Source organism: Microbispora sp. H10670 (assembly GCF_014161385.1).
Taxonomy (GTDB): Bacteria; Actinomycetota; Actinomycetes; order Streptosporangiales; family Streptosporangiaceae; genus Microbispora; species Microbispora triticiradicis.
The window spans coordinates 87041-110229 of the sequence record NZ_JABBWW010000019.1 but is presented as its reverse complement, the minus strand read 5'-3'; the positions used below and the strand labels follow the sequence as shown (position 1 = coordinate 110229).

Genomic DNA, 23189 nt, shown 5'->3' with positions numbered 1-23189 from the left:
CCTGACGTAGACCAGACCGGTGAGTGAGGCACTCACCGGCCGACCAGTAAAGGAAGAACACCAATGAGCGTTCTCGCTGAAGTCACCGGCAACCTCGGCGCGATCGGTTACGGCCTCGCCGCCATCGGCCCCGGCATCGGCGTGGGCATCATCTTCGGTCAGGGCGTGCAGGCGATCGCCCGCCAGCCCGAGGCGTACGGCCTGATCCGCCAGAACATGCTGCTCGGCTTCGTTCTGACCGAGGCGCTGGCCCTCATCGGCCTCGTCGCGCCCTTCATCTACCCCACGAGCTGACGTACCCACTCTGACGGAAGGCTGCACCCATGATTTCGGCAGCTAACACCCTCGCGGCGGAGATGAACAACCCGCTCATCCCGCACGTTTACGAGCTGGTCGTCGGCAGCTTCGCCTTCCTCGTCGTCTTCGTCGTCGTCGGAAAGATCCTCACCCCGCGTATCCAGAAGACGCTGGCCGAGCGGACCGAGGTGATCGAGGGCGGCATCAAGAAGGCCGAGGACGCCCAGGCCGAAGCCCAGCGGACTCTGGAGCAGTACCGGGCCCAGCTCGCGGAGGCCCGCCAGGAGGCGGCCCGCCTTCGCGAGGAGGCCCGGGAGCAGGGTGCCCAGATCAAGGCCGAGCTCCGCGACGAGGCCCAGGCCGAGGCGCGGCGCATCATCGAGACCGCCCACGCGCAGATCGAGGCCGACCGCCAGCAGGCGCTGACCCAGCTGCGCGGTGAGATCGGGCGCCTGTCCACCGAGCTGGCGAGCCGGATCGTCGGCGAGTCGCTGGAGGACGAGGCCCGCCAGCGCCGCGTCGTCGACCGGTTCCTCGAGGAGCTCGAGGCGCGTCCGGAGGCGGTCCGCTGATGCGCGGCCTCAGCAGGACCGCCCTTGCGGAGGTCGAGGAGCGGTTCAACACCGCCGCCGCGGCCGCCGACCTCGGCGCCCTCGCCGAGGAGCTGTTCGCCGTCGCCGACCTGTTCGACCGTGAGCACGGGCTGCGGCGGGGGCTTTCGGACGCTTCGCGCCCGGCGGGGCAGAAGGAGAGCGTGCTGCGCTCCCTGCTGCAGGGCAAGGTCGGCGACGCCACGCTGGAGATCGCGGTCGCCGCGGTCGGCGCCAGGTGGTCCAGGGCCGGCGACCTGCCGGACGCCCTGGAGCGCGTCGGCGTGATGTCCGCCGCCGCCGAGGCCGAGTCCGAGCGCCGCCTCGACGACGTCGAGGACGAGCTGTTCCGCTTCGGCCGCATCCTCGCCGCGAACCCGCAGCTGCGCCGCGCGCTCAGCGACCCGGCCATCCCGGCCGAGCGCAAGAGCGGCCTGCTCGCCACGCTGCTCGGCGGAAAGGCCGCGCCCTCCACCGTACGGCTCGTCACGCAGGCGGTTGTGCACCCGCGAGGACGTAGCCTGGAGACGGCACTGGAGGAGTTCGGCTGGATCGTCGCGCGGGCGCGCGAGCGCCTCGTCGGCGTGGTCCGCAGCGCGGTGCCGCTCACGCAGCAGCAGAAGCAGCGGCTCGCGGCCTGGCTGCGAGCCACCTATGGGCGAGACGTCCACCTGAACGTCGAGGTGGACCCGAAGGTGCTCGGTGGGTTCTCCGTGAGGGTCGGGGACGACTACATCGACACCACGATCGCCGGACGTATCGAAGAAGTCCGCCGCCGGTTGGCCGGCTGAGGCGAATAGGGAGACAAGAAAGAGATGGCGGAGCTTACGATCCGGCCGGACGAGATCCGGGACGCCCTTGAGCGCTTCGTCCAGGCGTACGAGCCGGAAGGCGCAGCGCGCGAGGAGATCGGGACCGTCGTCGACGCCGGCGACGGCATCGCCCATGTCTCCGGTCTGCCCTCGGCGATGGCGAACGAGCTGCTGGAGTTCGAGAACGGCACCCGCGGCCTGGCGCTGAACCTCGACGTGCGCGAGATCGGCGCGGTCGTCCTGGGCGACTTCAGCGGCATCGAGGAGGGCCAGCAGGTCCGCCGCACCGGCGAGGTCCTGTCGGTGCCGGTCGGCGACGACTTCCTCGGCCGGGTGGTCGACCCTCTGGGCAACCCGCTCGACGGCAAGGGCGCGATCCAGGCCGAGGCGCGCCGCGCCCTGGAACTGCAGGCCCCCTCGGTCGTCCAGCGTCAGCCGGTGAAGGAGCCGCTGCAGACCGGCCTCAAGGCGATCGACGCCATGACGCCGATCGGCCGCGGCCAGCGTCAGCTGATCATCGGCGACCGCGGCACCGGCAAGACCGCGATCGCGGTCGACACCATCCTCAACCAGAAGGAGAACTGGCTCTCCGGCGACCCGAGCCGCCAGGTTCGCTGCATCTACGTCGCCGTCGGCCAGAAGGGCTCCACGATCGCCCAGGTCCGCGGTCGTCTGGAGGAGGCGGGCGCGATGGAGTACACCACCATCGTCGCCGCTCCCGCGTCCGACCCGGCGGGCTACAAGTACATCGCCCCGTACACCGGTTCGGCCATCGGCCAGCACTGGATGTACCAGGGCAAGCACGTGCTGATCGTCTTCGACGACCTGACCAAGCAGGCCGACGCCTACCGCGCCGTGTCGCTGCTGCTCCGCCGTCCGCCGGGCCGTGAGGCGTTCCCCGGCGACGTCTTCTACCTCCACTCGCGTCTGCTGGAGCGCTGCGCCAAGCTCTCGGCCGACATGGGCGGCGGTTCGATGACCGGCCTGCCGATCATCGAGACCAAGGGCAACGACGTGTCGGCGTTCATCCCGACCAACGTCATCTCCATCACCGACGGCCAGTGCTTCCTGGAGACCGACCTGTTCAACGCCGGTGTCCGCCCGGCGATCAACGTCGGTGTCTCGGTCTCCCGAGTCGGCGGTTCCGCCCAGGTCAAGGCCATGCGCAAGGTGGCCGGCACGCTCCGTCTGTCGCTGTCCCAGTACCGCGACCTGGAGGCCTTCGCGGCCTTCGCGTCCGACCTCGACGCCGCCTCCCGCGCCCAGCTGGAGCGTGGTGCCCGCCTGGTCGAGCTGCTCAAGCAGCCGCAGTACAGCCCGTTCCCGGTCGAGAAGCAGGTCGTCTCGGTCTGGGCCGGCACCACCGGCGAGCTCGACGACGTGCCGATCGAGGACATCCGCCGCTTCGAGGCCGAGTTCCTCGACTACCTCGGCTCCACCCAGAAGGGCGTCTTCGACAGCATCCGGGAGACCCGGGAGCTGGCGGACGACACGGTGACCGCTCTCAAGGACGCCATCACGGAGTTCAAGAAGGGCTTCACCACCTCCAGCGGTGAGCTGCTCGTCAGGGACGAGCCGGTGGAGGCGCTGGACGCCAGCCAGGTCGGCCAGGAGAAGGTCGTCAGGCACGTCCGCAAGGCCGAGGCGTAGCCCATGGGTGCCCAGCTTCGACAGCTGCGGCGGCGGATCAGGTCGGTCAAGTCCACCGCGAAGATCACCCGCGCGCAGGAGCTGATCGCCTCGTCGCGCATCGTCAAGGCGCAGCAGCGGATGCAGGCGGCCGTGCCGTACGAGCGGGAGATCACCCACGCGGTGTCGGCGGTCCTGACGCACACCTCGGGTGTCGACCACCCGCTCACGGTGGCCAAGGAGCAGCCCGCCAGCGCGGGCGTCCTGATCGTCACCAGCGACCGCGGCTTCGCGGGCGGCTACAACGCCAACATCCTCCGTGAGGCCGAGGCGCTGAAGGGCCACCTGACCGGGCGCGGCCTGGCCGTGAAGCCGTACGTCGTGGGCCGCAAGGGCCTCACCTGGCACCGCTTCCGCGGCCGGGAGATGTTCGGCGAGTGGGACGGCTTCTCCGACAACCCGTCGTACGCCAACGCCAAGGAGATCGCCGACGCGCTCATCCAGTCGTTCAAGGTGGAGGACGGGATCGACGAGATCCACGTCGTCTACACCGGGTTCGTCTCGATGCTGACGCAGAACGTGATCGTCAAGCGGATCCTGCCGCTCGAGGTCGAGGAGTCGGAGACGCCCCCCGAGGGCATCCCGCCGTACTACGAGTTCGAGCCGACGGCCGGTGATGTGCTCGACACGCTGCTGCCGCGGTACATCGAGTCGCGTATCTACAACGCGCTGCTCCAGTCGGCCGCGTCCGAGCACGCCGCCCGGCGCCGCGCGATGAAGTCGGCCACCGACAACGCCAACGAACTCATCCGCGTGTTCACCCAGCAGATGAACCAGGCGCGCCAGGCCGAGATCACCCAGGAAATCAGCGAGATCGTCGGTGGCGCGAACGCGCTGGCTGACGCCGCAGCGGGGAAAGAGTGAAATGACCGCACAGACTGTTGAGACCACCGTGGGCCGTGTCGCCCGCGTCACCGGTCCGGTCGTCGACGTGGAGTTCCCCGTCGAGGCCATGCCGGACATCTACAACGCGCTCACCGTCGACGTCGACCTCGCCGGCGAGACCAAGACCCTGACGCTGGAGGTCGCCCAGCACCTCGGCGACAACATCGTCCGGGCCATCTCCATGCAGCCCACCGACGGTCTGGTCCGCGGCGCGGCCGTCACCGACACGGGCGTCGCGATCTCGGTGCCGGTCGGCGACTCTGTCAAGGGCCACGTGTGGAACGCCCTCGGCGAGCCGCTCGACGCGGACAAGGCCTCGATCCAGGTCAGCGAGAGGTGGCCCATCCACCGTCCGGCCCCGGCGTTCGACCAGCTCGAGGCCCGCACGGAGATGCTGCCCACCGGCATCAAGGTCATCGACCTGCTCACGCCGTACGTGAAGGGCGGCAAGATCGGTCTGTTCGGTGGCGCGGGCGTCGGCAAGACCGTTCTGATCCAGGAGATGATCCGCCGCGTCGCGCTGAAGTTCTCGGGCACCTCGGTGTTCGCGGGCGTCGGCGAGCGCACCCGTGAGGGCAACGACCTCTGGCTGGAGATGGAGGAGGCGGACGTCCTCAAGGACACCGCGCTCGTCTTCGGTCAGATGGACGAGCCCCCGGGCACCCGTCTGCGGGTGGCGCTGTCCGCTCTGACCATGGCGGAGTACTTCCGCGACGTGCAGAAGCAGGACGTGCTGCTGTTCATCGACAACATCTTCCGCTTCACCCAGGCGGGTTCGGAGGTCTCCACGCTGCTCGGCCGCATGCCGTCCGCCGTGGGTTACCAGCCGACCCTCGCCGACGAGATGGGCGTGCTCCAGGAGCGCATCACCTCCACCCGCGGTCACTCGATCACCTCCATGCAGGCGATCTACGTGCCCGCGGACGACATCACCGACCCGGCCCCGCACAACGCGTTCGCGCACCTCGACGCGCAGACCGTGCTGTCCCGGCCGATCTCGGAGAAGGGCATCTACCCCGCGGTGGACCCGCTCGACTCCTCCTCGCGGATCCTCGACCCGCAGATCATCGGTGACGAGCACTACGCGGTCGCCCAGGAGACCAAGCGGATCCTGCAGAAGTACAAGGAACTGCAGGACATCATCGCCATCCTGGGCATCGACGAGCTCTCCGAAGAGGACAGGGTCACCGTTCAGCGGGCGCGCCGCATCGAGCGGTTCCTGTCCCACCCGATGTACGCCGCCGAGGCGTTCACCGGCCAGCCGGGCGAGTTCGTCCCGCTGGACGAGACCATCGCCTCCTTCAAGGGGCTGTGCGCCGGCGAGTACGACCACCTGCCCGAGCAGGCCTTCTTCATGGTCGGTGGCATCGAGCAGGCCATCGCCAAGGCGAAGGACCTCGAGCGCTAGGACACCTTCGGCGCCTGCACGGCCCGGCGTCCGCCGGGCCGTGCAGGCGTCCGTCGAAAGGGAGCTGAGAAGTGGCAAAGCTTCGCGTGGGCGTCGTCTCGCCGGAACGTGAGCTCTGGACGGGCGAGGCCGACATGGTCATTGCCAAGACCGTGGACGGCGAGATCGGTATTATGCCGGAACACGCTCCCGTGCTCGGCGTCCTCGTCGAGGGCGGGGTGCTGCGCGTCAAGCGCGACGGCGACGCCGACCTCGTCGCGGCGGTGCACGGCGGGTTCATCTCCGTCGCCAACAACGACGTGTCGATTCTGGCGGAGACGGCCGAGCTCGGCTCCGAGGTCGACGTCGCACGGGCCAAGGACGCGCTGCAGCGTGCGCAGGCCTCGATCGAGGCCGACCAGGAGGACGCGGACGCGCGGCACCAGGCCAGGCGGGCGGCCGCCCGGCTGCGGGCCGCCGGCGAAGAGGTCTGACACGGCAGAGGAGGCGGCAGTGGCGGCGCTTGAGGTTCTCACGGGCGTTGTCGCCGTGCTCGCACTCCTCGTCCTCCGGGGCTTCGCCCTGGCCCGGGCCCGGGGCACGATCGTCTGCCGGGTACGTGACGGCCGGGGAGGCTGGAAGAGCGGGGTCGCCCGCTACGTAGGGGGAGAACTCCACTGGATCCCGTTCCTGGGACTCGGCCTGAGGCCGCGCCACGCGATCGCGAGGCGCGGCCTCACGGTTTCCAGCCGGAGGATGCTCGGCTCGGGTGAGGGGCCCGCCGGCTACTGGACCGTCGTCTGCTCGACGGACCGCTCGGCGGCGAGCGCCACCCGGCCCGTCATGGCCGGCCCGCTGTGCCTGGCGATGAGCGAGGACGCCCTGACCGGCTTCCTCGCCTGGCTGGAGTCCGCCCCGCCCAGCGCCCACCTCGACGCGGCTTAGAAGTGCCGCGCCTCCGGCGGCGCGCCCCTCGGCGAGCGCGCTAGCGGGTGGCGCCGGGCTTCCAGAGGACGTCGTCGCCGGCGGAGGCCACGCGACACAGGATGAACATCAGGTCCGACAGGCGGTTCAGGTATTTGGCCGTCAGGGGATTGACGTCGTCGTGCGCCTCCAGCGCCGCCCAGGCCATCCGCTCGGCCCGGCGTACGACCGTGCGGGCGAGGTGGAGGAAGGCCGTGGCGGGGGCCCCGCCGGGCAGGATGAAACTACGCAGCGGCTTGAGGGTCGCGTTGAAGCGGTCGCACTGTTCTTCGAGCCAGACGATGTAGGACTCCTCCACCCGCAGCGGGGCGTACTCCTGCCGCGTGGGATCCTCCGCGACGGGGTTGCACAGGTCCGCGCCCACGTCGAACAACTCGTTCTGCACCCTGCCCAGCACCGCCACCACGTCCTGCGGCAGGCCGCCGGTGGCCAGGGCGACCCCGATCGCCGCGTTGGCCTCCTCGACGTCGGCGTACGCCGCCAGGCGGGCATCGGTCTTGCGGGTGCGGCTCATGTCGCCGAGGGAGGTCGTGCCGTCGTCGCCCGTACGGGTGTAGATCTTGGACAGCACGACGGGCTTGTCGTTGTCGGCTCGGGTCATGCCGCTCAGCGTAGCCGCCGTCCGCCGCCTCAGTAAGCGGAGGCCGCCTGTGATCCGTCCGCGGCGAAGGTGCGGCGGAAGATGAACACGCAGGTCTCGACGAGCTCGTCCGTGGGCGGAGCCGGGTCGGTCAGCACCCACTCGATGAGCAACTCGGTGATGGCGCCGATGAGCCCGAGCGCCAGCAGGTGAAGGTCCAGGGGAGGCGTACGGCCCGCGCCCCGCGCCGAGCTTTCGATGATTTTGGTGAAGGCGGCCACGGCCTGCTGCCTGGCGCCGCTCAGCACGTTGCCGGCTCGCCGTACCTCCAGGTGCATCACCCGGGCGCGCCGCACGTCCGCGGTGACGAAGCGGACGTACTCGGCGATGCCCGCGACGATGCGGTCGTCGAGCGTGGGCGGGGCCTTCTCGATGGCCTCGCCCACCGAGGTCAGAGTCTCCTCGATGCACCGGTCATAAACCGCCCGCATCAGGTCCTCGCGACTGGAGAAGCATTCGTAGAAGGCGCGGTTCGAGATACGCGCGGTCGCGCAGAGCCGCTCGATGGTGGTGGAGTGGAAGCCGGGGTGCGCGAACAAGGAGTAAGCGGCTGATATGAGCCGTTCCCGCCTGTCTGCCAGCCTTTCGGCAGCCGACATCCCCCGATAGTCCCTTCCCGCCACTCTTCACCTCGCGCTCTCCTAGTCCCCCAGAACTCCCCATTATGAACGCAAGATCCTTTTAGTGGAAGTGCTGGGAATTAGCTGATTTGGGAACATGCTAAACCGGCCGAATGGCTTGACATAAGCATCAATCCTCACGACTATTAGCAATAGGTGTGAACCGGTACAGATGCAATTGCATCTGCGATTTCGGACCGTTCGGGGGCGAGGCGGTCGTCATCCCCGCGGCGAGCGGCAGCCGTGACCGGCCGCGTGCCGTCCCGGGGACGCGCCGGGACCGGGCCCGCCGCACGTCGATCACCCGTCTCACCTGGGCCGGTCAGGCCCGTGGCGAGACGGGGTGCGAAGCTGGAGGAACGTGACGTCGGCTTCGCCGTTCTTCGCGAAGTCTCCGGAAAGTATCTAGAAAAGAGTGGGGTTCTCCGGCTCGATGCCGCGCAGGGCGTCGTAGTCGAGCGTGACGCAGTCGATGCCGCGGTCGGTGGCGAGCACGCGTGCCTGCGGTTTGATCTCCTGGGCGGCGAAGATCCCTTTCACCGGCGCCAGACGTGGGTCGCGATTGAGCAGTTCGAGATAGCGGGTGAGCTGCTCCACGCCGTCGATGTCGCCGCGCCGCTTGATCTCCACGGCCACCGCGCCGCCGAGGTGGTCGCGGCAGAGGATGTCCACCGGCCCGATGGCGGTCATGTACTCCCGGCGCACCAGCGTCCAGCCGTCCCCGAGCGTGGTGATGTGCTCGGCCAGCAGTTCCTGCAGGTGCGCCTCGACGCCGTCCTTGCGCAGCCCTGGATCGATGCCCAGTTCGTGGCTGGAGTCGTGCAGGACCTCCTCGATGGTCAGCACCAGCTTCTCGCCGGTCTTGCCGTGCACCACCGACCAGGTGAGCACACCGTCGATCGTCTCCTCGCGGACCTTGCAGGGCGGGTTCATCCAGTTCAGAGGCTTGAACGCCCGGTCGTCGGCGTGGATGGACACGCTGCCGTCCGCCTTCATCAGGATGAGCCGGGGCGCCATGGGAAGGTGAGCCGTCAACCGCCCCACGTAATCGACGCTGCACCGCGCGATGACCAGCCGCATGAGCGCCAACCCTATCGGGCTTCCGGAGGGCCGGAGCCGTTCTGCGGAACCGTCCGCCGGGGCGCGACGTGTCCGCGCCGTCACCCGGTCGTCCCGGCGTGACCGATGCGACGAGCATCCCGGCGTACGCGCGTGAACCGGTGCTGGAAGAATGGAGTGAGATCTCCCGTTCCGCCTGACATGAACGCCCCGGAAGGACGCCCGCCGTGAGCCCCCGTCGTGCCCGCCGCCGCGGCCCGTTCGAACGCCCGGACGGCCGCGCGGCACGACCGGTCGGCGTTTCGGTTCCGGGCGTGGACCGCGTGGAGAGCGCGCCGGACGGGGAATGGGTCGTCCGCAACGTCTCCGGCGTCACCCAGGGCAAGGCCTACCGGTGTCCCGGCTGCGAGCAGGAGATCAGGCCGGGGCTGCCGCACGTGGTGAGCTGGCCGGCGTGGTCCGGGGGCGAGGACGAGAGGCGGCACTGGCACACCGCGTGCTGGCGCAACCGGGTCAACCGCGGCCCGGGCCGCAGCCGCTACTGACACGACGTATACGAGGTGGGAATGGACATCAGGGCCTCCACGGTGCTGCCTGCCCGGCGCGAGGACATCGAGCTGCACACGGCGGACGGGCTGACCCTCGTCGGCGAGCTGGCGATGCCCGAGACCGGCCCGCCGGTGGCCACGCTGGTCTGCCTGCACCCCCTGCCCACCCACGGCGGCATGATGGACAGCCACGTGCTGCGCAAGGCGTCGTACCGGCTGCCCGCGCTCGCCGGCATCGCCGTGGTGCGTTTCAACACGCGCGGCACGACCTCCGACCGGGGCACCTCGCAGGGGGCGTTCGACGGGGGAGAGGGGGAGCGGTGGGACGTGGCCGCCGCTCTGGAGTACGCCGACTTCCACGACCTGCCGAACCCGTGGCTGCTCGGCTGGTCCTTCGGCACCGAGCTCGCGTTGCGCTGGGGCCGCGACCCGCTCGTGCGGGGGGCGATCCTGCTGTCGCCGCCGCTGAAGCGGGCCGGGGACGAGGACGTCGCCGCCTGGGGCGAGTTCGGCCGCCCGCTGGTCGCCCTGGTCCCGGAGTTCGACGACTACCTGCGCCCCGAGGAGGCCGCGCTGCGGTTCGCCGCGGCACCGCAGGCCGAGGTCGTCGGCGTCGAGGGAGCCAAGCACCTGTGGGTCGGCGAGCCGTACGTGCGCGTCGTGCTCGACGAGATCGTCAAGCGCCTGAACCCCGCCGCCGCGCCCCTGCCCACCACCGTGTGACCCGCCGCCCGCGCGTGCGCCCGCCGTCCGTACGCGGCGCACGCGCGCGCCAGGTCGCGAATCGGTGACGAAGGGCGGCCGGAGGTGTGCCGCGCGTTACCGTGAGCTGATGCAGCTCTACTCGCGATCCGCAGGAAGCGGCCTGCCTGTCGTCCTGCTCCACGCGTTTCCGCTGTCGTCGGCGATGTGGCTCGCCCAGCGGGAGGGCCTGGCGCCCCTCTGCCGGGTGATCACTCCCGACCTGCGCGGCTTCGGCGGCACGCTCCTCGGCGACGACGAGCCCTCGGTCGACGCGATGGCCGACGACGTGGTGCGGCTGCTCGACCAGGAGGGCGTCGACCGCGCGGTGGTCGGCGGCCAGTCGATGGGCGGCTACGTGACCATGGCGCTGTGCCGCCGCCACCCCGGCCGTGTGCTCGGGGTGATCCTCGCCGACACCAAGGCGCAGGCCGACCCGGAGCCGGTGCGGGCCAACCGGGAGCGGATCGCCGCTGCCGTCCTCGCGGGCGACACGGGCGTCCTGCTCGACGGGCTGCCCACGCTGGTCGGCGCGACCACCAGGGAGCGCAGGGGGATGGTCCTGGGGAGGGTCCGCGGCCTCATGCAGGCGGCGCCTCCCGCGGCGGTCGCCTGGGCCCAGCGGGCGATGGCCGCCCGGCCCGACGCGTTCGGCACGCTCCGGTCCCTGACGGTGCCCGCGCTGGTCGTGGTGGGCGACGAGGACGAGATCTCGCCGATCGCGGACGCGCGGGCGATGGCGGAGGCCGTCCCGGACGCGCGGCTCTCCGTCATCGAGAAGGCGGGTCACCTGTCGGCCATCGAGCAGCCCGAGGCGTTCAACCGCGTGGTCGCGGAGTTCGTGAAATCCCTCGCGCCCTGATCGCCGTCTGATCAGGCGTAGGTCTGCTCACCCGGGACCCGGAGTCCGGTCACATGGAGTCCCGTCACGTGGAGCCCGGTCGTGTGGAGCCGGGTCACGCGGTGTCCGGTTACCCGGTGTCCGGTTACGTGGAGCCCGGTCACGCGGAACGGGGCCCGGCGGTGTCCGCCGGGCCCCGTTCGCTTAGCCGTCACTGTCACCTGGCCGCCGCGCGGCCGTCGTCGACTCCCCCGAATGTGCCGGTGATCTACTCCTGCCACCACTCCGAATCGTCGTCGCTCTTCGCAGAGCTGATCGGCTCCGCCGGAGCGGCGGAAACGGCCGGCTTGTCCGCGATGGGCGGAGCGGCCGAGAGGGCCGGCTTCGCCGGAGCGGCGGCGACCGGCGCCGGCTCCGCCGCGTCCATGCCCGGCAGCGGAGCGCCGCCGAGCAGCTGACGGAGCTGCGCGAGGTGGCTGGTGATGCTGTCGCGCTGGCGGGTCAGCTCGTCCACCTGGCGCTGCATCGCCGTACGGGTGCGCTCGGCCTCGTTCTTCGCGTCGGTCACTATCGTGTCGGCGCTGGTCTTGGCCTCGGCCACGAGCTGGTCGGCGTTCTTGCGCGCGTTGGCCAGCAGCTGCTTGGCGTGGGTGTCGGCCTCGCGGCGGGTCTGCTCGGCCTGCTGCGTGGCCTTGGCGGCGCGCTGCTCGGCGGTGGCGGCGCGCTGCTCGGCCTCGGCGACCAGCTTCTGCGTGTTGGCCTGGGCGGTGGCGTGCCGCTCGGCCTCCTGGCGCTCGGCGTCCTCGCGGCGGGCGGCGAGCTGGATCTCGAACTCCGCCTCGTCCTGGGCCCGCTTGGCCTCCGACTCCTCGAGGATCCGCTGCGCCTGCGCCCGCATCTCGTCCGCCTGGCGCTTGGCCGTGGTGAGCACCTCGTCGCGCTCGCGCTTGGTGGAGGCCCGCAGCTGGGCCACCTCGCGCTCGGTCGTGGTGCGCAGCTTGGCGATCTCCCGCTCGGCGTCGGCCCGCTTCTCCGCGACCTCGTGGTCGGCGGTGGCCCGGATCTTGGCCACCTCGCGCTCGGTCGTCGCGGTCAGCTCGTCGGACTCGCGCCGTGCGGTGGAACGGATCTCCTCGGCATCGCGCTCAGCGGTGCTGCGCATCTCCTCGGCCTCGCGAGCGGCCAGCGCCCGCTTCTCCGCCGCCTCGTTCTCCGCCGCGGCCCGCAGGTCGGCGGCGTCCACCTTCGCGGCGGCGCGAATCTCGTTCGCCTCCGACCTGGCCGCCTGCACCAGCTCGGTGGCCTGCTCCTCCGCCAGCCGCAGCAGCTGCTCGATGCGGGCGCCGAGACCCGAGTACGTGGGCCGCTCCTGCTCCTGTAGCTGGCGCTGGGAGTCTGAGAGCTCCCGCTGGAGCCCGCTGACCTGCTCCTTGGCCTGCCGCAGTTCGGTGTCGAGCGTCTTCAGGTGGTCGTGGACCTGGTGCCGGTCATAACCCCGGAGCACCACGTCGAATTCGCGGGAAGGGGCATCCTCGAAGAAGTTGTTGAGCTGGGCGTCGATGTCGGACTGCATGAGGCTCGATCCTGGTTGTCGAGACGGCTACAGGGGCCGGACGGGGGGGGGTCGGTTCCGAGGCGAGGAGCCGGCATTGGCATCCACGTCCGGTGATGAACGCCAGCGTACTCCGGTACTGCCGCGTTGGCGGCCCCCTCCGACTTTCTGCGCGACTTGTTACGTATGAACGTTTCTTGCGTTTACTTAACGCCTGGACGACTCAACAAGCTCGGTGAGAACCCCGCCCACGTCCTTGGGATGCAGAAACGCGATCGAGGCTCCCATCGAGCCGTGCCTGGGCCGCTGGTCGATCAGGCGCACGCCCTTCGCCCCGATCTCCTCCAGGGCTTTGGTGACGTCCGCCACGCCGTAACCGATATGATGCACGCCCTCGCCCCGCTTGGCGAGGAACTTGCCCACGGCTGTGTCGGGGTGCAGCGGTTCGAGAAGCTGGACGTACGACGCGCCCTGGTCGCCGTCGGCGACGTGCAGCATCGCCTCCCGGACGCCCTGCTCCTCGTTCACCTCCCGGCTGACCACGGTCAGTCCGAAGACCGACTCGTAGAACTCGATCTTCTCTTCGAGGTTGGTGCAGGCCACGCCCACGTGGTCGATCCGCAGGAGCATCGCAGGTCCCTTCGCCGCGCCCGAATCCGGGCGACCCTACTACTCCTGGGTATGGTGACACCGTTGCCCCCGATCTCGCAGTGGAGGGTCTCGAAATGTCTGGTTCCGTCATCGTCGCCGGAGCACGCACGCCCATCGGACGCCTTCTCGGCTCACTGTCCGGCCTGTCCGCCGTCGAACTGGGCGGAATCGCGATCAGGGCGGCGCTGGAGCGGGCGGGTGTCTCACCGGACCAGGTCCAGTACGTGATCATGGGTCAGGTGCTCCAGGCGGGCGCCGGGCAGATCCCCTCCCGCCAGGCCGCGGTGAAGGCCGGAATCCCCATGACCGTGCCCTCCCTCACCATCAACAAGGTCTGCCTGTCGGGCCTGGACGCGATCGCGCTGGCCGACCAGCTCATCCGCGCGGGCGAGTTCGACGTCGTCGTCGCGGGCGGCATGGAGTCGATGACGAACGCCCCGCACCTGCTGCCCGGGCTGCGCAAGGGCGTGAAGTACGGCGGCGGCGAGATCCTGGACTCGACGGCGTACGACGGCCTGACCGACGCCTTCGACCAGATCGCGATGGGGGAGTCCACCGAGCGTCACAACGCGAGGCTCGGCCTGACCCGCGAGGAGCAGGACGCCTTCTCCGCGCGTTCGCACCAGCGCGCCGCCGAGGCCACCGAGAAGGGCCTGTTCGACGACGAGATCGTCCCGGTGCCGCTGCCGCAGCGAAGGGGGGCGGCGGGGCGTGGCCGTGGGGGGGAAACACAGGGAGGGCCGGTCCTGTTCTCGGCCGACGAGGGCATCCGCGCGGACACCACGGCGGAGTCCCTGGCGAAACTGCGGCCGGCGTTCACCGAGGACGGCACGATCACGGCGGGATCCGCCTCGCAGATCTCTGACGGGGCCGTCGCCGTGGTCGTGATGTCGCGGGCCAGGGCCGAGGAGCTGGGCCTCGAATGGCTGGCCGAGATCGGCGCGCACGGCAACGTGGCCGGGCCGGACAACTCGCTCCAGTCGCAGCCCGCCAACGCGATCAGCCAGGCGCTGGCCAAGCAGGGGATCGGCGTGGACGACCTCGACCTGCTGGAGATCAACGAGGCGTTCGCGCAGGTCGTGCTGCAGTCGGCCAAGGAGCTCGGCGTACCGCTCGACAAGATCAACGTCAACGGCGGCGGCATCGCGCTCGGCCACCCGATCGGCGCGTCCGGCGCCCGCATAGTGCTCACCCTGGCCCACGAGCTGCGCAGGCGCGGCGGTGGCCTCGGCGCGGCCGGCCTGTGCGGCGGCGGCGGGCAGGGCGACGCGCTGATCATCCGGGTGCCCGCGCCCGGCGCCTGACCGGGGAACGGAGCGAACGTGGACGTCCGGGAGCTCGCCGCCCAGGTGCGGCTGGGACGGCCGAGGGCGGTCGCCCGGCTGATCTCACTCGTCGAGAACGCCGCGGAGAACATCGCGGAGAACATCGCGGAGAACGCGACCGGGAACGCCGCCGGTCCGGGTGGTGGAGGCGGGGCGGAGGCCGGGGGGACGAACCACGTCCTGCGCGAGGTCATGGCCGACCTCGCCACCGGCGCGGTCAGGCCGTACACCGCCCGGGTGATCGGCCTGACCGGCGCGCCCGGCGTCGGCAAGTCGACCTCGACGGGCATGCTCATCCGGGCGTTCCGCAGGCGGGGCAGCAGGGTGGGGGTGCTGGCGGTCGACCCGTCCAGCCCGTTCACCGGCGGCGCGCTGCTCGGCGACCGCGTGCGGATGCAGGAGCACGCGACCGATCCGGAGGTCTTCATCCGCAGCATGTCCAGCCGGGGCCACCTGGGCGGCCTCGCGTGGGCCACGCCGCAGGCGCTGCGGGTGCTGGAGGCCGCCGGCTGCGAGGTGATCCTGGTCGAGACGGTCGGCGTCGGTCAGGCCGAGGTGGACATCGCCCGGCTGGCGGACACCACCGTCGTCATCCTCGCCCCCGGCATGGGCGACGGCGTGCAGGCCGCGAAGGCGGGCATCCTGGAGGTCGCCGACGTCCTGGTGGTGAACAAGGCCGACCGGGACGGCGTCCAGGCGACGGTGCGCGAGCTGCGGAACATGACGGGGCTCGCCGAGCCGCCGTGGCGACCCCCGATCGTCACGACGGTCGCCTCCAGGGAGGAGGGCGCCGACGATCTCATGGCGGTGCTCGACAAGCATCAGGCATACCTGGAGGAGTCGGACGAGGGGCGCAGGCGGCGGCTGGCCCGCGCCCGCGACGAGATCGAGGCCATCGCGCTCGCCAGGCTCCGCTCCCGCTTCGCGGGGCTGCACGGCGGCCGCCTGGACGCGCTGGCCGCGCGGTTGCTCGACGCCGGGACCGACCCCTACACCGCAGCCGACGACCTCATCGCCGCGCTGCACTGAGGCAGGCGCTCCGCGCATCGTGCCGTCGCGAAACCCGGCAGGCCGTGCCTCGCGTCCGTGACGTGCCGCCCGGCCCGCCGCCTCCCTCGCCCCCCTGCCGGAGCCGGGCCGCGTGGGTCAGGGCTCGCCGGTGTACTTGATGGTGACGCTGGTGAAGCCGAGCGACTTCAGCATGCCCTCCATCATGGCCTTGGTGTTCTGGTCGGCCCTGGAACGCAGGTCGCTGGCGGCGGCGGCGTCGCCGATCTTGCGTTCGGCCAGGACGTAGAGCTCCTGCTGGTTCTGCGGCGAGGACGAGAGCACGTCGGAGATGCGGTCGAAGATGCCCCGCTCCTGCGCGAACACGTACGACCGCTTGTTGTCGAGGTTCGGCTTCTCCAGCTCGGCGTGCGGCAGCCGTACGGTCACCGCCGTGCGGTCGGGGGAGACCGTGAGCGCGTCCTTCGGCAGGCCCGAGAAGTCCACGTACGCGTCGACGCTGCCGGCTCCGACGAACAGCGTCCGGCTGCCCTTGATCGCGTCGGGCAGGAACTTCGCGTCCTTCTCCAGATCGACGATCACCTGGAACTCGCCGGTCGCGGCCTCGAAGCGGCTCAGGTTCCGCACCGACCGCAGCAGCGCGGGCCCGCTCCTGTCGATGGTCTGATCGCCCAGCGGGTCGATCCAGGACCAGGTCAGGCGGGCGCCGACCACGAGCAGGACGATCACGAGGAGCAGACCGGCGAGCACCCGCCAGCCGCGCCCCGGGCGGCGGGCGGGTCTCCCGGCGCCCGTCGTGGTGTCGGTGGCGGCGTCGGCCGTGGGGCCGGCGTCGGCCGGTGCGAAGGAGGGACGTGTCTGTCGGTCCACGGGTGGAATCTTCCCGGTATTTCGGCGATCTCACGCCGGGCAAGATCGATTCTCCTTTTCGCCGGTCTTCGGCTCTCCCAAACCCCGTCTTCGGCCCGCCCCAACCAGGACGCCTGCCCGCCCCTGGATCAGGCGGGCGCCAGGAGGGCGGCGGGCACGTCCGTCACCTGGGGGGCCTCCTGCGAGTCCCCGGCGTCGCGACTGCCGGTGTCACGGGTGCCGGTGTCGCGACTGCCGGTGCCGTCGCGCCGGGGGCCGTCGTCCGTGCGCGGGGCGTCGCGGCCGGGGCCGGGGACGCGTTCCACGGCGCCGCGACGCTCGACGTGCCCAGGGGCATGGTCCGGCGGATCGCCGGGCCGCCGCCCTCCAGAACTCCTCTCGTCCGCCGGGCCCGCGTCGTGTGCCCGGCCGTGCCGCCCGGAGGCCGGGCCCCCCGAGGTCCCCGGTCGCGCGCTCTCGGAGTTCCAGGAGCCGGGCGGAAGGCCCTCGCCGGGGCCGCCGGCCGCACCGGGCCGGGTCCGCCCGCCGGAACCCCCCGCGTCGGCGGCGCCGTCCAGGCCCGCCGAACCGGCCCCGCCCGAACCAGCCCCGCCCGAACCAGCACTGCCCGGACCGGCACCGCCCGGACCAGCACCGCCCGGACCCGTGCCGGGACTCGCGCCCCCGGGCCCCGTACCGGCGGACGGCGTCGCGCCGGCGTGCCCGGCCGGGGTGGGATCGACGGGATAGGGAGTCACGGCGGGGTTCACGGGCCGGGTGCCGCCCCCGAAGTGCCTGGCCTGCAGGCCGCAGGAGACGAAGTCGGAGTAGAACAGCCGCAGCCAGTCGTGCCGCTGGGCATCGGTCAGCTCCGAGAACCACAGGGCGGCGGCGTGCTGCTCGGGCAGGTTCCCCGGGGGCAGCGGATCGTTGCGCAGCCAGGCGACGACGATGGCCCGGTAGCCCTCCGCGACCACCCCGGAGCAGGGACGGGCCAGCCCGTCGAGGAACTCGCCTGCGGCCCGCTGGACGTACCCGGCACCGAGATCACCGAGGTGGACGACCACGACACCCGGCGCCACCGGCCCGTCCTCGCCGGGCGCGCGCTGCTCGACCCGCTTGAAGGCGGCCGGGGTCCCGGCCAGCCGCGCCGCGAGCATGGTGAACATGCCAGCGAGGTCGGTCAGCCCGGCGCGCAGCGCCGGACGCACGCACACCGTGATGGGCCATTCCTGGCAGGCGTAGCGCTCGCTCGCGAGCGTGGTCCGCGGCTCGCTCACCAGCCGGGCCGCGCCCGCCCCCGCCGCCAGGACGGCGATCACCGCGGCGGCCAGCGCCAGCGTCCTTCCGGTCACCAGGGCGACCCACCCGAGGAACAGCGCGGCGCTGAGCCCCACCAGCCAGAGCGCCTGGTCCGCGTAGGCGGTCTCGCCGACCGTGAGCAGCTCGTACGGCTGCCGGGCGGCGGGGATGAGCCGGCCGGCCCAGTTGGGCCCCGTCGCCAGCAGGGTGAACACGCCGTACGTGCCCGCTGCCGCGAGCAGCGGGACGACGGTGACCGGCAGGAGCCAGCCCAGTATCCAGCCGACCATCACGTACAGCCCCAGGCCCGCGACGGACATGGCGAGGCCGCCGGGCAGCAGCGCGCCGCCCTGCCCGGTCAGCGCGGCGCGCAGGCCGAGCAGCAGGACGGTCGCCCCGAAGGATCCGGTCACGACCGCGATGATCGACAACGGCGCCCTGGCGGCCCGCCAGGGCGTCAGGACGCGGCCGTGCTCGGCGCGGCGCCTGCGCAGCGCCACCCACGCCGCGAACGCGGCGCCGACGGGCCCCGTCAGCCGCAGCGAGCCGATGACGGCCGCCACTATCTCGTCCCAGTCCATGAAACCGGGAATCAGGACGCTCCACGCGGCGACGAGCCCGAGCACGAGCAGCACGGTCCCCGCGACCAGCACGCCGTGTTTCAGCTCTCCGCGTGAACCGCCCCTGTGCTCACCCACAGCCGGGCGCGGCCCCCGGCCACGCCGTCGAAGTCCGGCGCGCATGCGGCGCCGGGACAGCAGTGCTGCCCATTGAGAATCTCCCCCGTGTCTGTGTGAGCGGTGTGCGACCCCGCGCCGTTCCCCGTGGCGCTGGTCCGCCGGCCGGCCCCGCCTCGCCTGCTCCGGGCCGGTGTCCCGGATCCCGTTGCCCGCGGCGGCCGGCTGATGACCGGCCGCTTCCCCTGCGGAGAGATCCTGTGACACCCGGTAGCAGACGGGGCTCCCCGTGCCGCCGGGTTTGCCGCCGCCTCACCTTTCGACGTGGCAACCATAACGGAGCGTGACCCTGCCGGGAGGAGTTCTGGGGTCAAGGAATCAGTCCGGTTACGCTGGGTGCCCCGGCCGATCATGGCCGGCGCCGCGCTACCGTATATCGCTGTGTCCGTTCCGCCCAGCTCAGAGCCACCGCCCGTGGCCGGTCCCCGGCCGCTCAAGCTCCCGTTCGACCCGATCGAGCGGGCCGCCGAGACCTGGCGCGCGACGTTCGGGCCGTCGTCCGCCATGGCCGCCGTGACTTCGATCATGAGAGCCCATCAGATCCTGCTGGCGCAACTGGACACGCTGCTCAAGCCGTACGATCTGACCTTCGCCAGGTACGAGGCGCTCGTGCTGCTGACGTTCAGCCGGACGGGGGCGCTGCCGTTGTCGAAGATCGGCGAGCGGCTGATGGTGCATCCCACGAGCGTCACCAACACGGTCGACCGGCTGGAGCGCGCCGGGCTGGTGCGGCGCATGCGCAACCCGCGCGACGGCCGCGGGGTGCTCGCCGAGATCACCGACGAGGGCCGGGACATCGTACGGCGGGCCACGGACGACCTGATGAACGCCGGTTTCTGCCTGGGCATGTACGACGACGCCGAACTGGGCGAGATGTTCGGCCTGCTCCGGACGCTCCGGGTCGCGGCGGGCGACTTCAGCCCCTGACCCCGTCTCCTGGCCCGGCTCCTGACGAGGCCCTCTGACAAGGCCCCCTGACGTGGACGGGCCCCGGCCGTCGGCGGCCGGGGCCCGGAAGGGCGGGCCGGTGGCGCGCCCGCGTGTCACGGGCGCGCCACCGGCCGGCGATGGTCAGTGGCCGACGGCGTGGAGGGCGTCGACGATGCCCTTGCCGTAGAAGCCGTTGCCGGCGGCGGTGCCCTCGCAGACGTGCGTGGCGGTCACCGTGCTGCCGCTCGGCAGGTTGCGGGTGTAGGTGTAGGCGGGCGGGTTCGGGCAGGCCGTCTTGGTCGCCGTCCCCTTGAGGATCGCCTCGACCTTGTCCGGGTTCAGGGTCAGGCCGCCACGGAAGCGGTCGTGCTGGCCGTACCGGCTGACGATCAGCGCCGCGACACCGGCCGCGCGCGGCGAGGCCATCGAGGTGCCCTGGAGGTACTGGTAGTAGGCGCAGGTCGAGCCCTTGCAGTCCTTCACCACGTAGTCGACGGTGGGGTCGCCGTTCGCGTCGATCTCGCCGTTGGCCACGGCCAGCGCCTTCGGGTAGGCGGACAGGGTGGCCTTGCTGACGTCCCGCGTGTTGCCGGGAGTGTCGTAGACGTCGCCGCCGGGCGAGGCCACGTCGATGTAGCCGTTGCCGTAGCTGGAGTAGTAGGCCTTCCGCTTGCTGATGCCGGTGGAGGACACCGAGATGACGTGCTCGGCCTCGGCCGGCAGCGAGACGCAGGACGCGGGGATGGTCCGGGTCCTGGCCGCCTGGCCGGGGAAGGTGGCGTAGTCGGGGCTGGTCGCGTCGACGTTGGTCTTGGTGTAGTCGATCGCCTCGTTGCCGGCCGCGCCGACCAGCGTCACCCCGTGCGCGTGGGCGTAATCGATCGCCCGCTGGGTGGCGGCGATGTAGAGCCGCTGCTGCGCCTGCTCCTCGGGGGTGTCGGCCGGGTTGTCGGCGCAGTTGAACAGCCACGGGTCGATGTAGTAGCTCATGTTCACCACGTCGACGCCGACGTCGCCCGCGTACGTGAGGGCGTCGATGGTCGGCTGGAGGAAGAAGTAGCCCGAGTCCTGGCCGGCCCGCAGGTTCACGATCGTCACCTTGGGCGCGACGCCCGAGATGCCCAGCTTGTTGATGGGGGAGGCGATCGACGAGGCGACGTGGGTGCCGTGGCCGTCCTCGTCCACGTCGTTCGGGTCGGTGCAGGACCCGTCGGGGTCGTCCTCGCACGGCCCGTCGATCTCGGTGCCGTTGGCGTCCGCGGGCACGTCGACGGTGAAGTTCCGGCTCAGCCTGCGGTCGAAGTTGGGCGCGATGTCGGGGTGCGAGCCGTCGACGCCGGTGTCGAGGATGCCGACGAGGACGCGCTTGTCACCCTGCTCGTACCTGTGCGCCTCGTCCGCGTGGATCTGCTTCATGTCCCACTGCAGGTCGGCGAGCGGCTCGTCCTTGACGTTGCGCCCCCACTTGGGACCCTTGCCGCCCCGGCCCTCCCTCTCGACGCCCCGGTTCCTGGCCGCCCGTGAGGGGCCCTTCCGCGCGGCGGCGGACGCCTTGGCGTCGTCGGGCGCGCTGCCGATCACCCGGTTGGGCGCGACGCCCTCGATGGCCGCGGCCCCGGCGAGGGCCTTGGCGAAGCCGGCGTTCGTGCTGCTGACCGTGGCCACGCCGACCTCGGCGTTCACCTTCACCACGCTGCCGCCGGCGGCCTCGATCGCCTTTTGGGCGTCCGCCGCGGACGTGCCTTCCTTGTACAAAACCACGTACTCGGTCTGGGTCGCCGATCCCGCGGCCGCCGGTGCGGCCTGCGCGGGTACGGCAAGGGTTGCCGCCACCATCGCCGCGGTCGCGGCGACGACTGTCAAGCGGTTCACATCCACCTCCGTGTGGACCTTCAAGGGCGGTGACCATATTTGAAGATTTCCGCGCGCTGTCAAAGGCCTGTTGGATTTCGCGACCAACGTGTGACGTGACCTTGGTGGAACCGGGGAGTCAGACGGTGGTGGCCGAAATTACTAGGACGTCCTAGTATTCGGAGAGGAGCGACGACCGGGGAGGACGCATGCAGCCGGATGAGCCGATCGAGGCGGGGCGGGCCCGCTGGCAGGCGCGGTACGACGCCGCCTTCAAGCGGGACCGCGAGTTCCGGACCCTGTCGGGGCTCGAGGTGGACCCCGTCTACGGCCCGCCCGGTGCGGACCCCCGGTTCGGGCGCATCGGGTGGCCGGGGGAGTTCCCCTTCACCCGGGGCCTGTACGCCACCGGCTACCGCGGCCGTCCCTGGACGATCCGGCAGTTCGCGGGGTTCGGCAACGCCCGGCAGACCAACGAGCGCTACAAGATGATCCTCGGCGCCGGGGGCGGCGGCCTGTCGGTGGCGTTCGACATGCCGACGCTGATGGGCCGCGACTCCGACGACCCGCGCTCGCTCGGCGAGGTGGGCCACTGCGGCGTCGCGGTCGACTCGGCCCTCGACATGGACCTGCTGTTCGACGGCATCCCGCTCGGTGATGTGACCACCTCGATGACCATCAGCGGGCCGGCCGTACCGATCTTCTGCATGTACGTGGTCGCGGCCGAGCGGCAGGGCGTGCCGGCCGGGCGGCTGAACGGCACCCTCCAGACCGACATCTTCAAGGAGTACATCGCGCAGAAGGAGTGGCTGTTCGCCCCGGAGCCGCACCTGCGCCTGATCGGCGACCTCATGGAGTTCTGCGCCGCCGAGATCCCCGCGTACAAGCCGCTGTCGGTGTCGGGCTACCACATCCGCGAGGCGGGGTCCACGGCCGCGCAGGAGCTGGCCTTCACGCTCGCCGACGGGTTCGGGTACGTCGAGCTCGGCCTGTCACGCGGACTCGACGTGGACGTCTTCGCCCCGGGGCTGTCGTTCTTCTTCGACGCGCACATCGACTTCTTCGAGGAGATCGCGAAGTTCCGCGCGGCACGCCGGATCTGGGCCCGCTGGATGCGCGACGTGTACGGCGCCCGTACGGAGAAGGCGCAGTGGCTGCGCTTCCACACCCAGACGGCCGGGGTGTCGCTGACCGCGCAGCAGCCGGACAACAACATCGTGCGTACGGCCGTCGAGGCGCTGGCTGCCGTGCTCGGCGGCACCAACTCGCTGCACACCAACGCGCTCGACGAGGTGCTCGCGCTGCCGTCGGAGAAGGCCGCCGAGATCGCGCTGCGCACCCAGCAGGTGATCATGGAGGAGACCGAGGTCGTCAACGTGGTCGACCCGCTCGGCGGCTCCTGGTACGTGGAGGCGCTGACCGACCGGCTGGAGGCGGAGGCGGAGGAGATCTTCGCCAGGATCCGGGACATGGGCGGCGACGGCACGATGACCGCCGGCATCCTGCGGGGCATCGAGGACGGCTGGTTCATGTCGGAGATCGCCGAGTCGGCCTTCGACTACCAGCGCAAGCTGGAGAAGGGCGACAAGCGGATCGTCGGCGTGAACTGCCACACCTCGACGGTGGAGGAGCCGCTGGAGATCCTGCGGATCGGCCACGAGGTCGAGGCCGAGCAGCGCCGGGTGCTCGCCGAGCGGCGCGGGGCACGGGACCGGCAGGCGGTGGACGCGGCGCTGGCCGCCCTGCGGAGCGCGTCGGGGACGGCCGAGAACATGATCCCGCCGATGCTGGCGGCGGTCAGGGCCGAGGCCACCCTGGGCGAGATCTGCGACGTCCTGCGCGAGGAGTGGGGCACCTACTCCGAGCCCGCCGCCTTCTAGCCGCTTCCGGA

Annotated in this window: 23 protein-coding genes; 15 read left to right on the top strand and 8 right to left on the bottom strand. The window is 71.2% G+C overall.

Going from position 1 to position 23189, the window contains the following annotated elements; translation table 11 throughout:
* Window positions 1-63: 63 nt before the first annotated feature.
* The 8 genes from atpE (at window position 64) to HHX33_RS24500 (ending at window position 6605) form a co-directional block, all read left to right on the top strand.
* A complete protein-coding gene (atpE, locus tag HHX33_RS24535) occupies window positions 64-294 on the top strand; it encodes an ATP synthase F0 subunit C (RefSeq protein ID WP_182876668.1) in 231 nt (76 codons plus the stop codon).
* A 29-nt stretch (window positions 295-323) separates the two neighbouring features.
* Window positions 324-869, top strand: coding sequence for a F0F1 ATP synthase subunit B (locus HHX33_RS24530; RefSeq protein ID WP_182876667.1), 546 nt, complete (start codon window positions 324-326; stop codon window positions 867-869).
* Window positions 869-1678 (top strand): F0F1 ATP synthase subunit delta, encoded by an 810-nt coding sequence (locus tag HHX33_RS24525; protein ID WP_182876666.1) that lies wholly within the window; start codon window positions 869-871, stop codon window positions 1676-1678. The genes HHX33_RS24530 and HHX33_RS24525 overlap by 1 nt, the downstream gene beginning before the upstream one ends.
* A gap of 24 nt (window positions 1679-1702) precedes the next feature.
* Window positions 1703-3349 (top strand): F0F1 ATP synthase subunit alpha, encoded by a 1647-nt coding sequence (gene atpA / locus HHX33_RS24520; RefSeq protein WP_117409066.1) that lies wholly within the window; start codon window positions 1703-1705, stop codon window positions 3347-3349.
* 3 nt (window positions 3350-3352) lie between these two features.
* Window positions 3353-4252 carry a F0F1 ATP synthase subunit gamma gene (locus HHX33_RS24515; RefSeq protein ID WP_117409065.1) on the top strand — a complete coding sequence of 300 codons (900 nt, stop codon included), beginning with the start codon at window positions 3353-3355 and terminating at the stop codon, window positions 4250-4252.
* 1 nt (window position 4253) lies between these two features.
* Window positions 4254-5681, top strand: coding sequence for a F0F1 ATP synthase subunit beta (atpD, locus tag HHX33_RS24510; protein WP_138462208.1), 1428 nt, complete (start codon window positions 4254-4256; stop codon window positions 5679-5681).
* A 71-nt stretch (window positions 5682-5752) separates the two neighbouring features.
* A complete protein-coding gene (locus HHX33_RS24505) occupies window positions 5753-6154 on the top strand; it encodes a F0F1 ATP synthase subunit epsilon (protein ID WP_117409063.1) in 402 nt (133 codons plus the stop codon).
* Window positions 6155-6173: 19 nt separating this feature from the next.
* Window positions 6174-6605 (top strand): DUF2550 family protein, encoded by a 432-nt coding sequence (locus HHX33_RS24500; RefSeq protein ID WP_117409062.1) that lies wholly within the window; start codon window positions 6174-6176, stop codon window positions 6603-6605.
* A gap of 40 nt (window positions 6606-6645) precedes the next feature.
* On the opposite strand, the gene HHX33_RS24495 is transcribed toward HHX33_RS24500, so the two are convergent.
* From HHX33_RS24495 to nucS, 3 genes are all read right to left on the bottom strand, one after another.
* Complete coding sequence (locus tag HHX33_RS24495) at window positions 6646-7245, bottom strand: cob(I)yrinic acid a,c-diamide adenosyltransferase (protein ID WP_182876665.1); 600 nt, start codon at window positions 7243-7245, stop codon at window positions 6646-6648.
* 29 nt (window positions 7246-7274) lie between these two features.
* A complete protein-coding gene (locus HHX33_RS24490) occupies window positions 7275-7883 on the bottom strand; it encodes a TetR/AcrR family transcriptional regulator (protein ID WP_117409060.1) in 609 nt (202 codons plus the stop codon).
* Window positions 7884-8309: 426 nt separating this feature from the next.
* On the bottom strand, window positions 8310-8984 hold the full coding sequence (nucS, locus tag HHX33_RS24485; RefSeq protein WP_117409059.1) for an endonuclease NucS: 675 nt from the start codon (window positions 8982-8984) through the stop codon (window positions 8310-8312).
* A gap of 206 nt (window positions 8985-9190) precedes the next feature.
* Between nucS and HHX33_RS24480 the strand changes: the two genes are divergently transcribed.
* The 3 genes from HHX33_RS24480 to HHX33_RS24470 all read left to right on the top strand — a co-directional run bounded on the left by HHX33_RS24480 (window position 9191) and on the right by HHX33_RS24470 (window position 11114).
* Complete coding sequence (locus HHX33_RS24480; protein ID WP_182876664.1) at window positions 9191-9508, top strand: ATP/GTP-binding protein; 318 nt, start codon at window positions 9191-9193, stop codon at window positions 9506-9508.
* Between the two features lie 21 nt (window positions 9509-9529).
* A complete protein-coding gene (locus HHX33_RS24475) occupies window positions 9530-10234 on the top strand; it encodes an alpha/beta hydrolase (protein ID WP_182876663.1) in 705 nt (234 codons plus the stop codon).
* 109 nt (window positions 10235-10343) lie between these two features.
* Complete coding sequence (locus HHX33_RS24470) at window positions 10344-11114, top strand: alpha/beta fold hydrolase (RefSeq protein WP_182876662.1); 771 nt, start codon at window positions 10344-10346, stop codon at window positions 11112-11114.
* Window positions 11115-11361: 247 nt separating this feature from the next.
* On the opposite strand, the gene HHX33_RS24465 is transcribed toward HHX33_RS24470, so the two are convergent.
* Window positions 11362-12666 carry a DivIVA domain-containing protein gene (locus HHX33_RS24465; RefSeq protein ID WP_117409055.1) on the bottom strand — a complete coding sequence of 435 codons (1305 nt, stop codon included), beginning with the start codon at window positions 12664-12666 and terminating at the stop codon, window positions 11362-11364.
* 186 nt (window positions 12667-12852) lie between these two features.
* The gene (gene mce / locus HHX33_RS24460) at window positions 12853-13275 is read right to left on the bottom strand and encodes a methylmalonyl-CoA epimerase (protein ID WP_117409054.1); all 423 of its coding nucleotides are present in this window, start codon (window positions 13273-13275) and stop codon (window positions 12853-12855) included.
* 95 nt (window positions 13276-13370) lie between these two features.
* On the opposite strand from mce, the gene HHX33_RS24455 reads away from it, so the two are divergent.
* On the top strand, window positions 13371-14600 hold the full coding sequence (locus HHX33_RS24455; protein WP_117409053.1) for an acetyl-CoA C-acetyltransferase: 1230 nt from the start codon (window positions 13371-13373) through the stop codon (window positions 14598-14600).
* Between the two features lie 18 nt (window positions 14601-14618).
* Window positions 14619-15650, top strand: coding sequence for a methylmalonyl Co-A mutase-associated GTPase MeaB (gene meaB, locus HHX33_RS24450; protein WP_182876661.1), 1032 nt, complete (start codon window positions 14619-14621; stop codon window positions 15648-15650).
* Between the two features lie 117 nt (window positions 15651-15767).
* Here the strand turns inward: meaB and HHX33_RS24445 are convergent, their stop codons facing one another.
* On the bottom strand, window positions 15768-16499 hold the full coding sequence (locus HHX33_RS24445) for a DUF4230 domain-containing protein (protein ID WP_310741507.1): 732 nt from the start codon (window positions 16497-16499) through the stop codon (window positions 15768-15770).
* A gap of 128 nt (window positions 16500-16627) precedes the next feature.
* Window positions 16628-18478, bottom strand: coding sequence for a hypothetical protein (locus HHX33_RS24440; protein WP_182876660.1), 1851 nt, complete (start codon window positions 18476-18478; stop codon window positions 16628-16630).
* A 420-nt stretch (window positions 18479-18898) separates the two neighbouring features.
* Here HHX33_RS24440 and HHX33_RS24435 point away from each other — a divergent pair, with 420 nt between their 5' ends.
* Window positions 18899-19444, top strand: coding sequence for a MarR family transcriptional regulator (locus HHX33_RS24435; protein WP_244302225.1), 546 nt, complete (start codon window positions 18899-18901; stop codon window positions 19442-19444).
* A 144-nt stretch (window positions 19445-19588) separates the two neighbouring features.
* Here the strand turns inward: HHX33_RS24435 and HHX33_RS24430 are convergent, their stop codons facing one another.
* Window positions 19589-21319, bottom strand: a complete 1731-nt coding sequence (locus HHX33_RS24430; RefSeq protein WP_244302223.1) for a S8 family serine peptidase — start codon at window positions 21317-21319, stop codon at window positions 19589-19591.
* 188 nt (window positions 21320-21507) lie between these two features.
* Here HHX33_RS24430 and HHX33_RS24425 point away from each other — a divergent pair, with 188 nt between their 5' ends.
* Complete coding sequence (locus HHX33_RS24425) at window positions 21508-23178, top strand: acyl-CoA mutase large subunit family protein (protein WP_182876659.1); 1671 nt, start codon at window positions 21508-21510, stop codon at window positions 23176-23178.
* The last annotated feature ends 11 nt before the right edge of the window (window positions 23179-23189 follow it).

Coding starts and splice junctions, on each gene's coding strand:
- atpE (WP_182876668.1), top strand. CDS start 64: ATGAGCGTTCTCGCTGAAGTCACCGGCAACCTCGGCGCGATCGGTTAC.
- HHX33_RS24530 (WP_182876667.1), top strand. CDS start 324: ATGATTTCGGCAGCTAACACCCTCGCGGCGGAGATGAACAACCCGCTC.
- HHX33_RS24525 (WP_182876666.1), top strand. CDS start 869: ATGCGCGGCCTCAGCAGGACCGCCCTTGCGGAGGTCGAGGAGCGGTTC.
- atpA (WP_117409066.1), top strand. CDS start 1,703: ATGGCGGAGCTTACGATCCGGCCGGACGAGATCCGGGACGCCCTTGAG.
- HHX33_RS24515 (WP_117409065.1), top strand. CDS start 3,353: ATGGGTGCCCAGCTTCGACAGCTGCGGCGGCGGATCAGGTCGGTCAAG.
- atpD (WP_138462208.1), top strand. CDS start 4,254: ATGACCGCACAGACTGTTGAGACCACCGTGGGCCGTGTCGCCCGCGTC.
- HHX33_RS24495 (WP_182876665.1), bottom strand. CDS start 7,245: ATGACCCGAGCCGACAACGACAAGCCCGTCGTGCTGTCCAAGATCTAC.
- HHX33_RS24490 (WP_117409060.1), bottom strand. CDS start 7,883: ATGTCGGCTGCCGAAAGGCTGGCAGACAGGCGGGAACGGCTCATATCA.
- nucS (WP_117409059.1), bottom strand. CDS start 8,984: ATGCGGCTGGTCATCGCGCGGTGCAGCGTCGATTACGTGGGGCGGTTG.
- HHX33_RS24475 (WP_182876663.1), top strand. CDS start 9,530: ATGGACATCAGGGCCTCCACGGTGCTGCCTGCCCGGCGCGAGGACATC.
- HHX33_RS24470 (WP_182876662.1), top strand. CDS start 10,344: ATGCAGCTCTACTCGCGATCCGCAGGAAGCGGCCTGCCTGTCGTCCTG.
- HHX33_RS24465 (WP_117409055.1), bottom strand. CDS start 12,666: ATGCAGTCCGACATCGACGCCCAGCTCAACAACTTCTTCGAGGATGCC.
- mce (WP_117409054.1), bottom strand. CDS start 13,275: ATGCTCCTGCGGATCGACCACGTGGGCGTGGCCTGCACCAACCTCGAA.
- HHX33_RS24455 (WP_117409053.1), top strand. CDS start 13,371: ATGTCTGGTTCCGTCATCGTCGCCGGAGCACGCACGCCCATCGGACGC.
- HHX33_RS24425 (WP_182876659.1), top strand. CDS start 21,508: ATGCAGCCGGATGAGCCGATCGAGGCGGGGCGGGCCCGCTGGCAGGCG.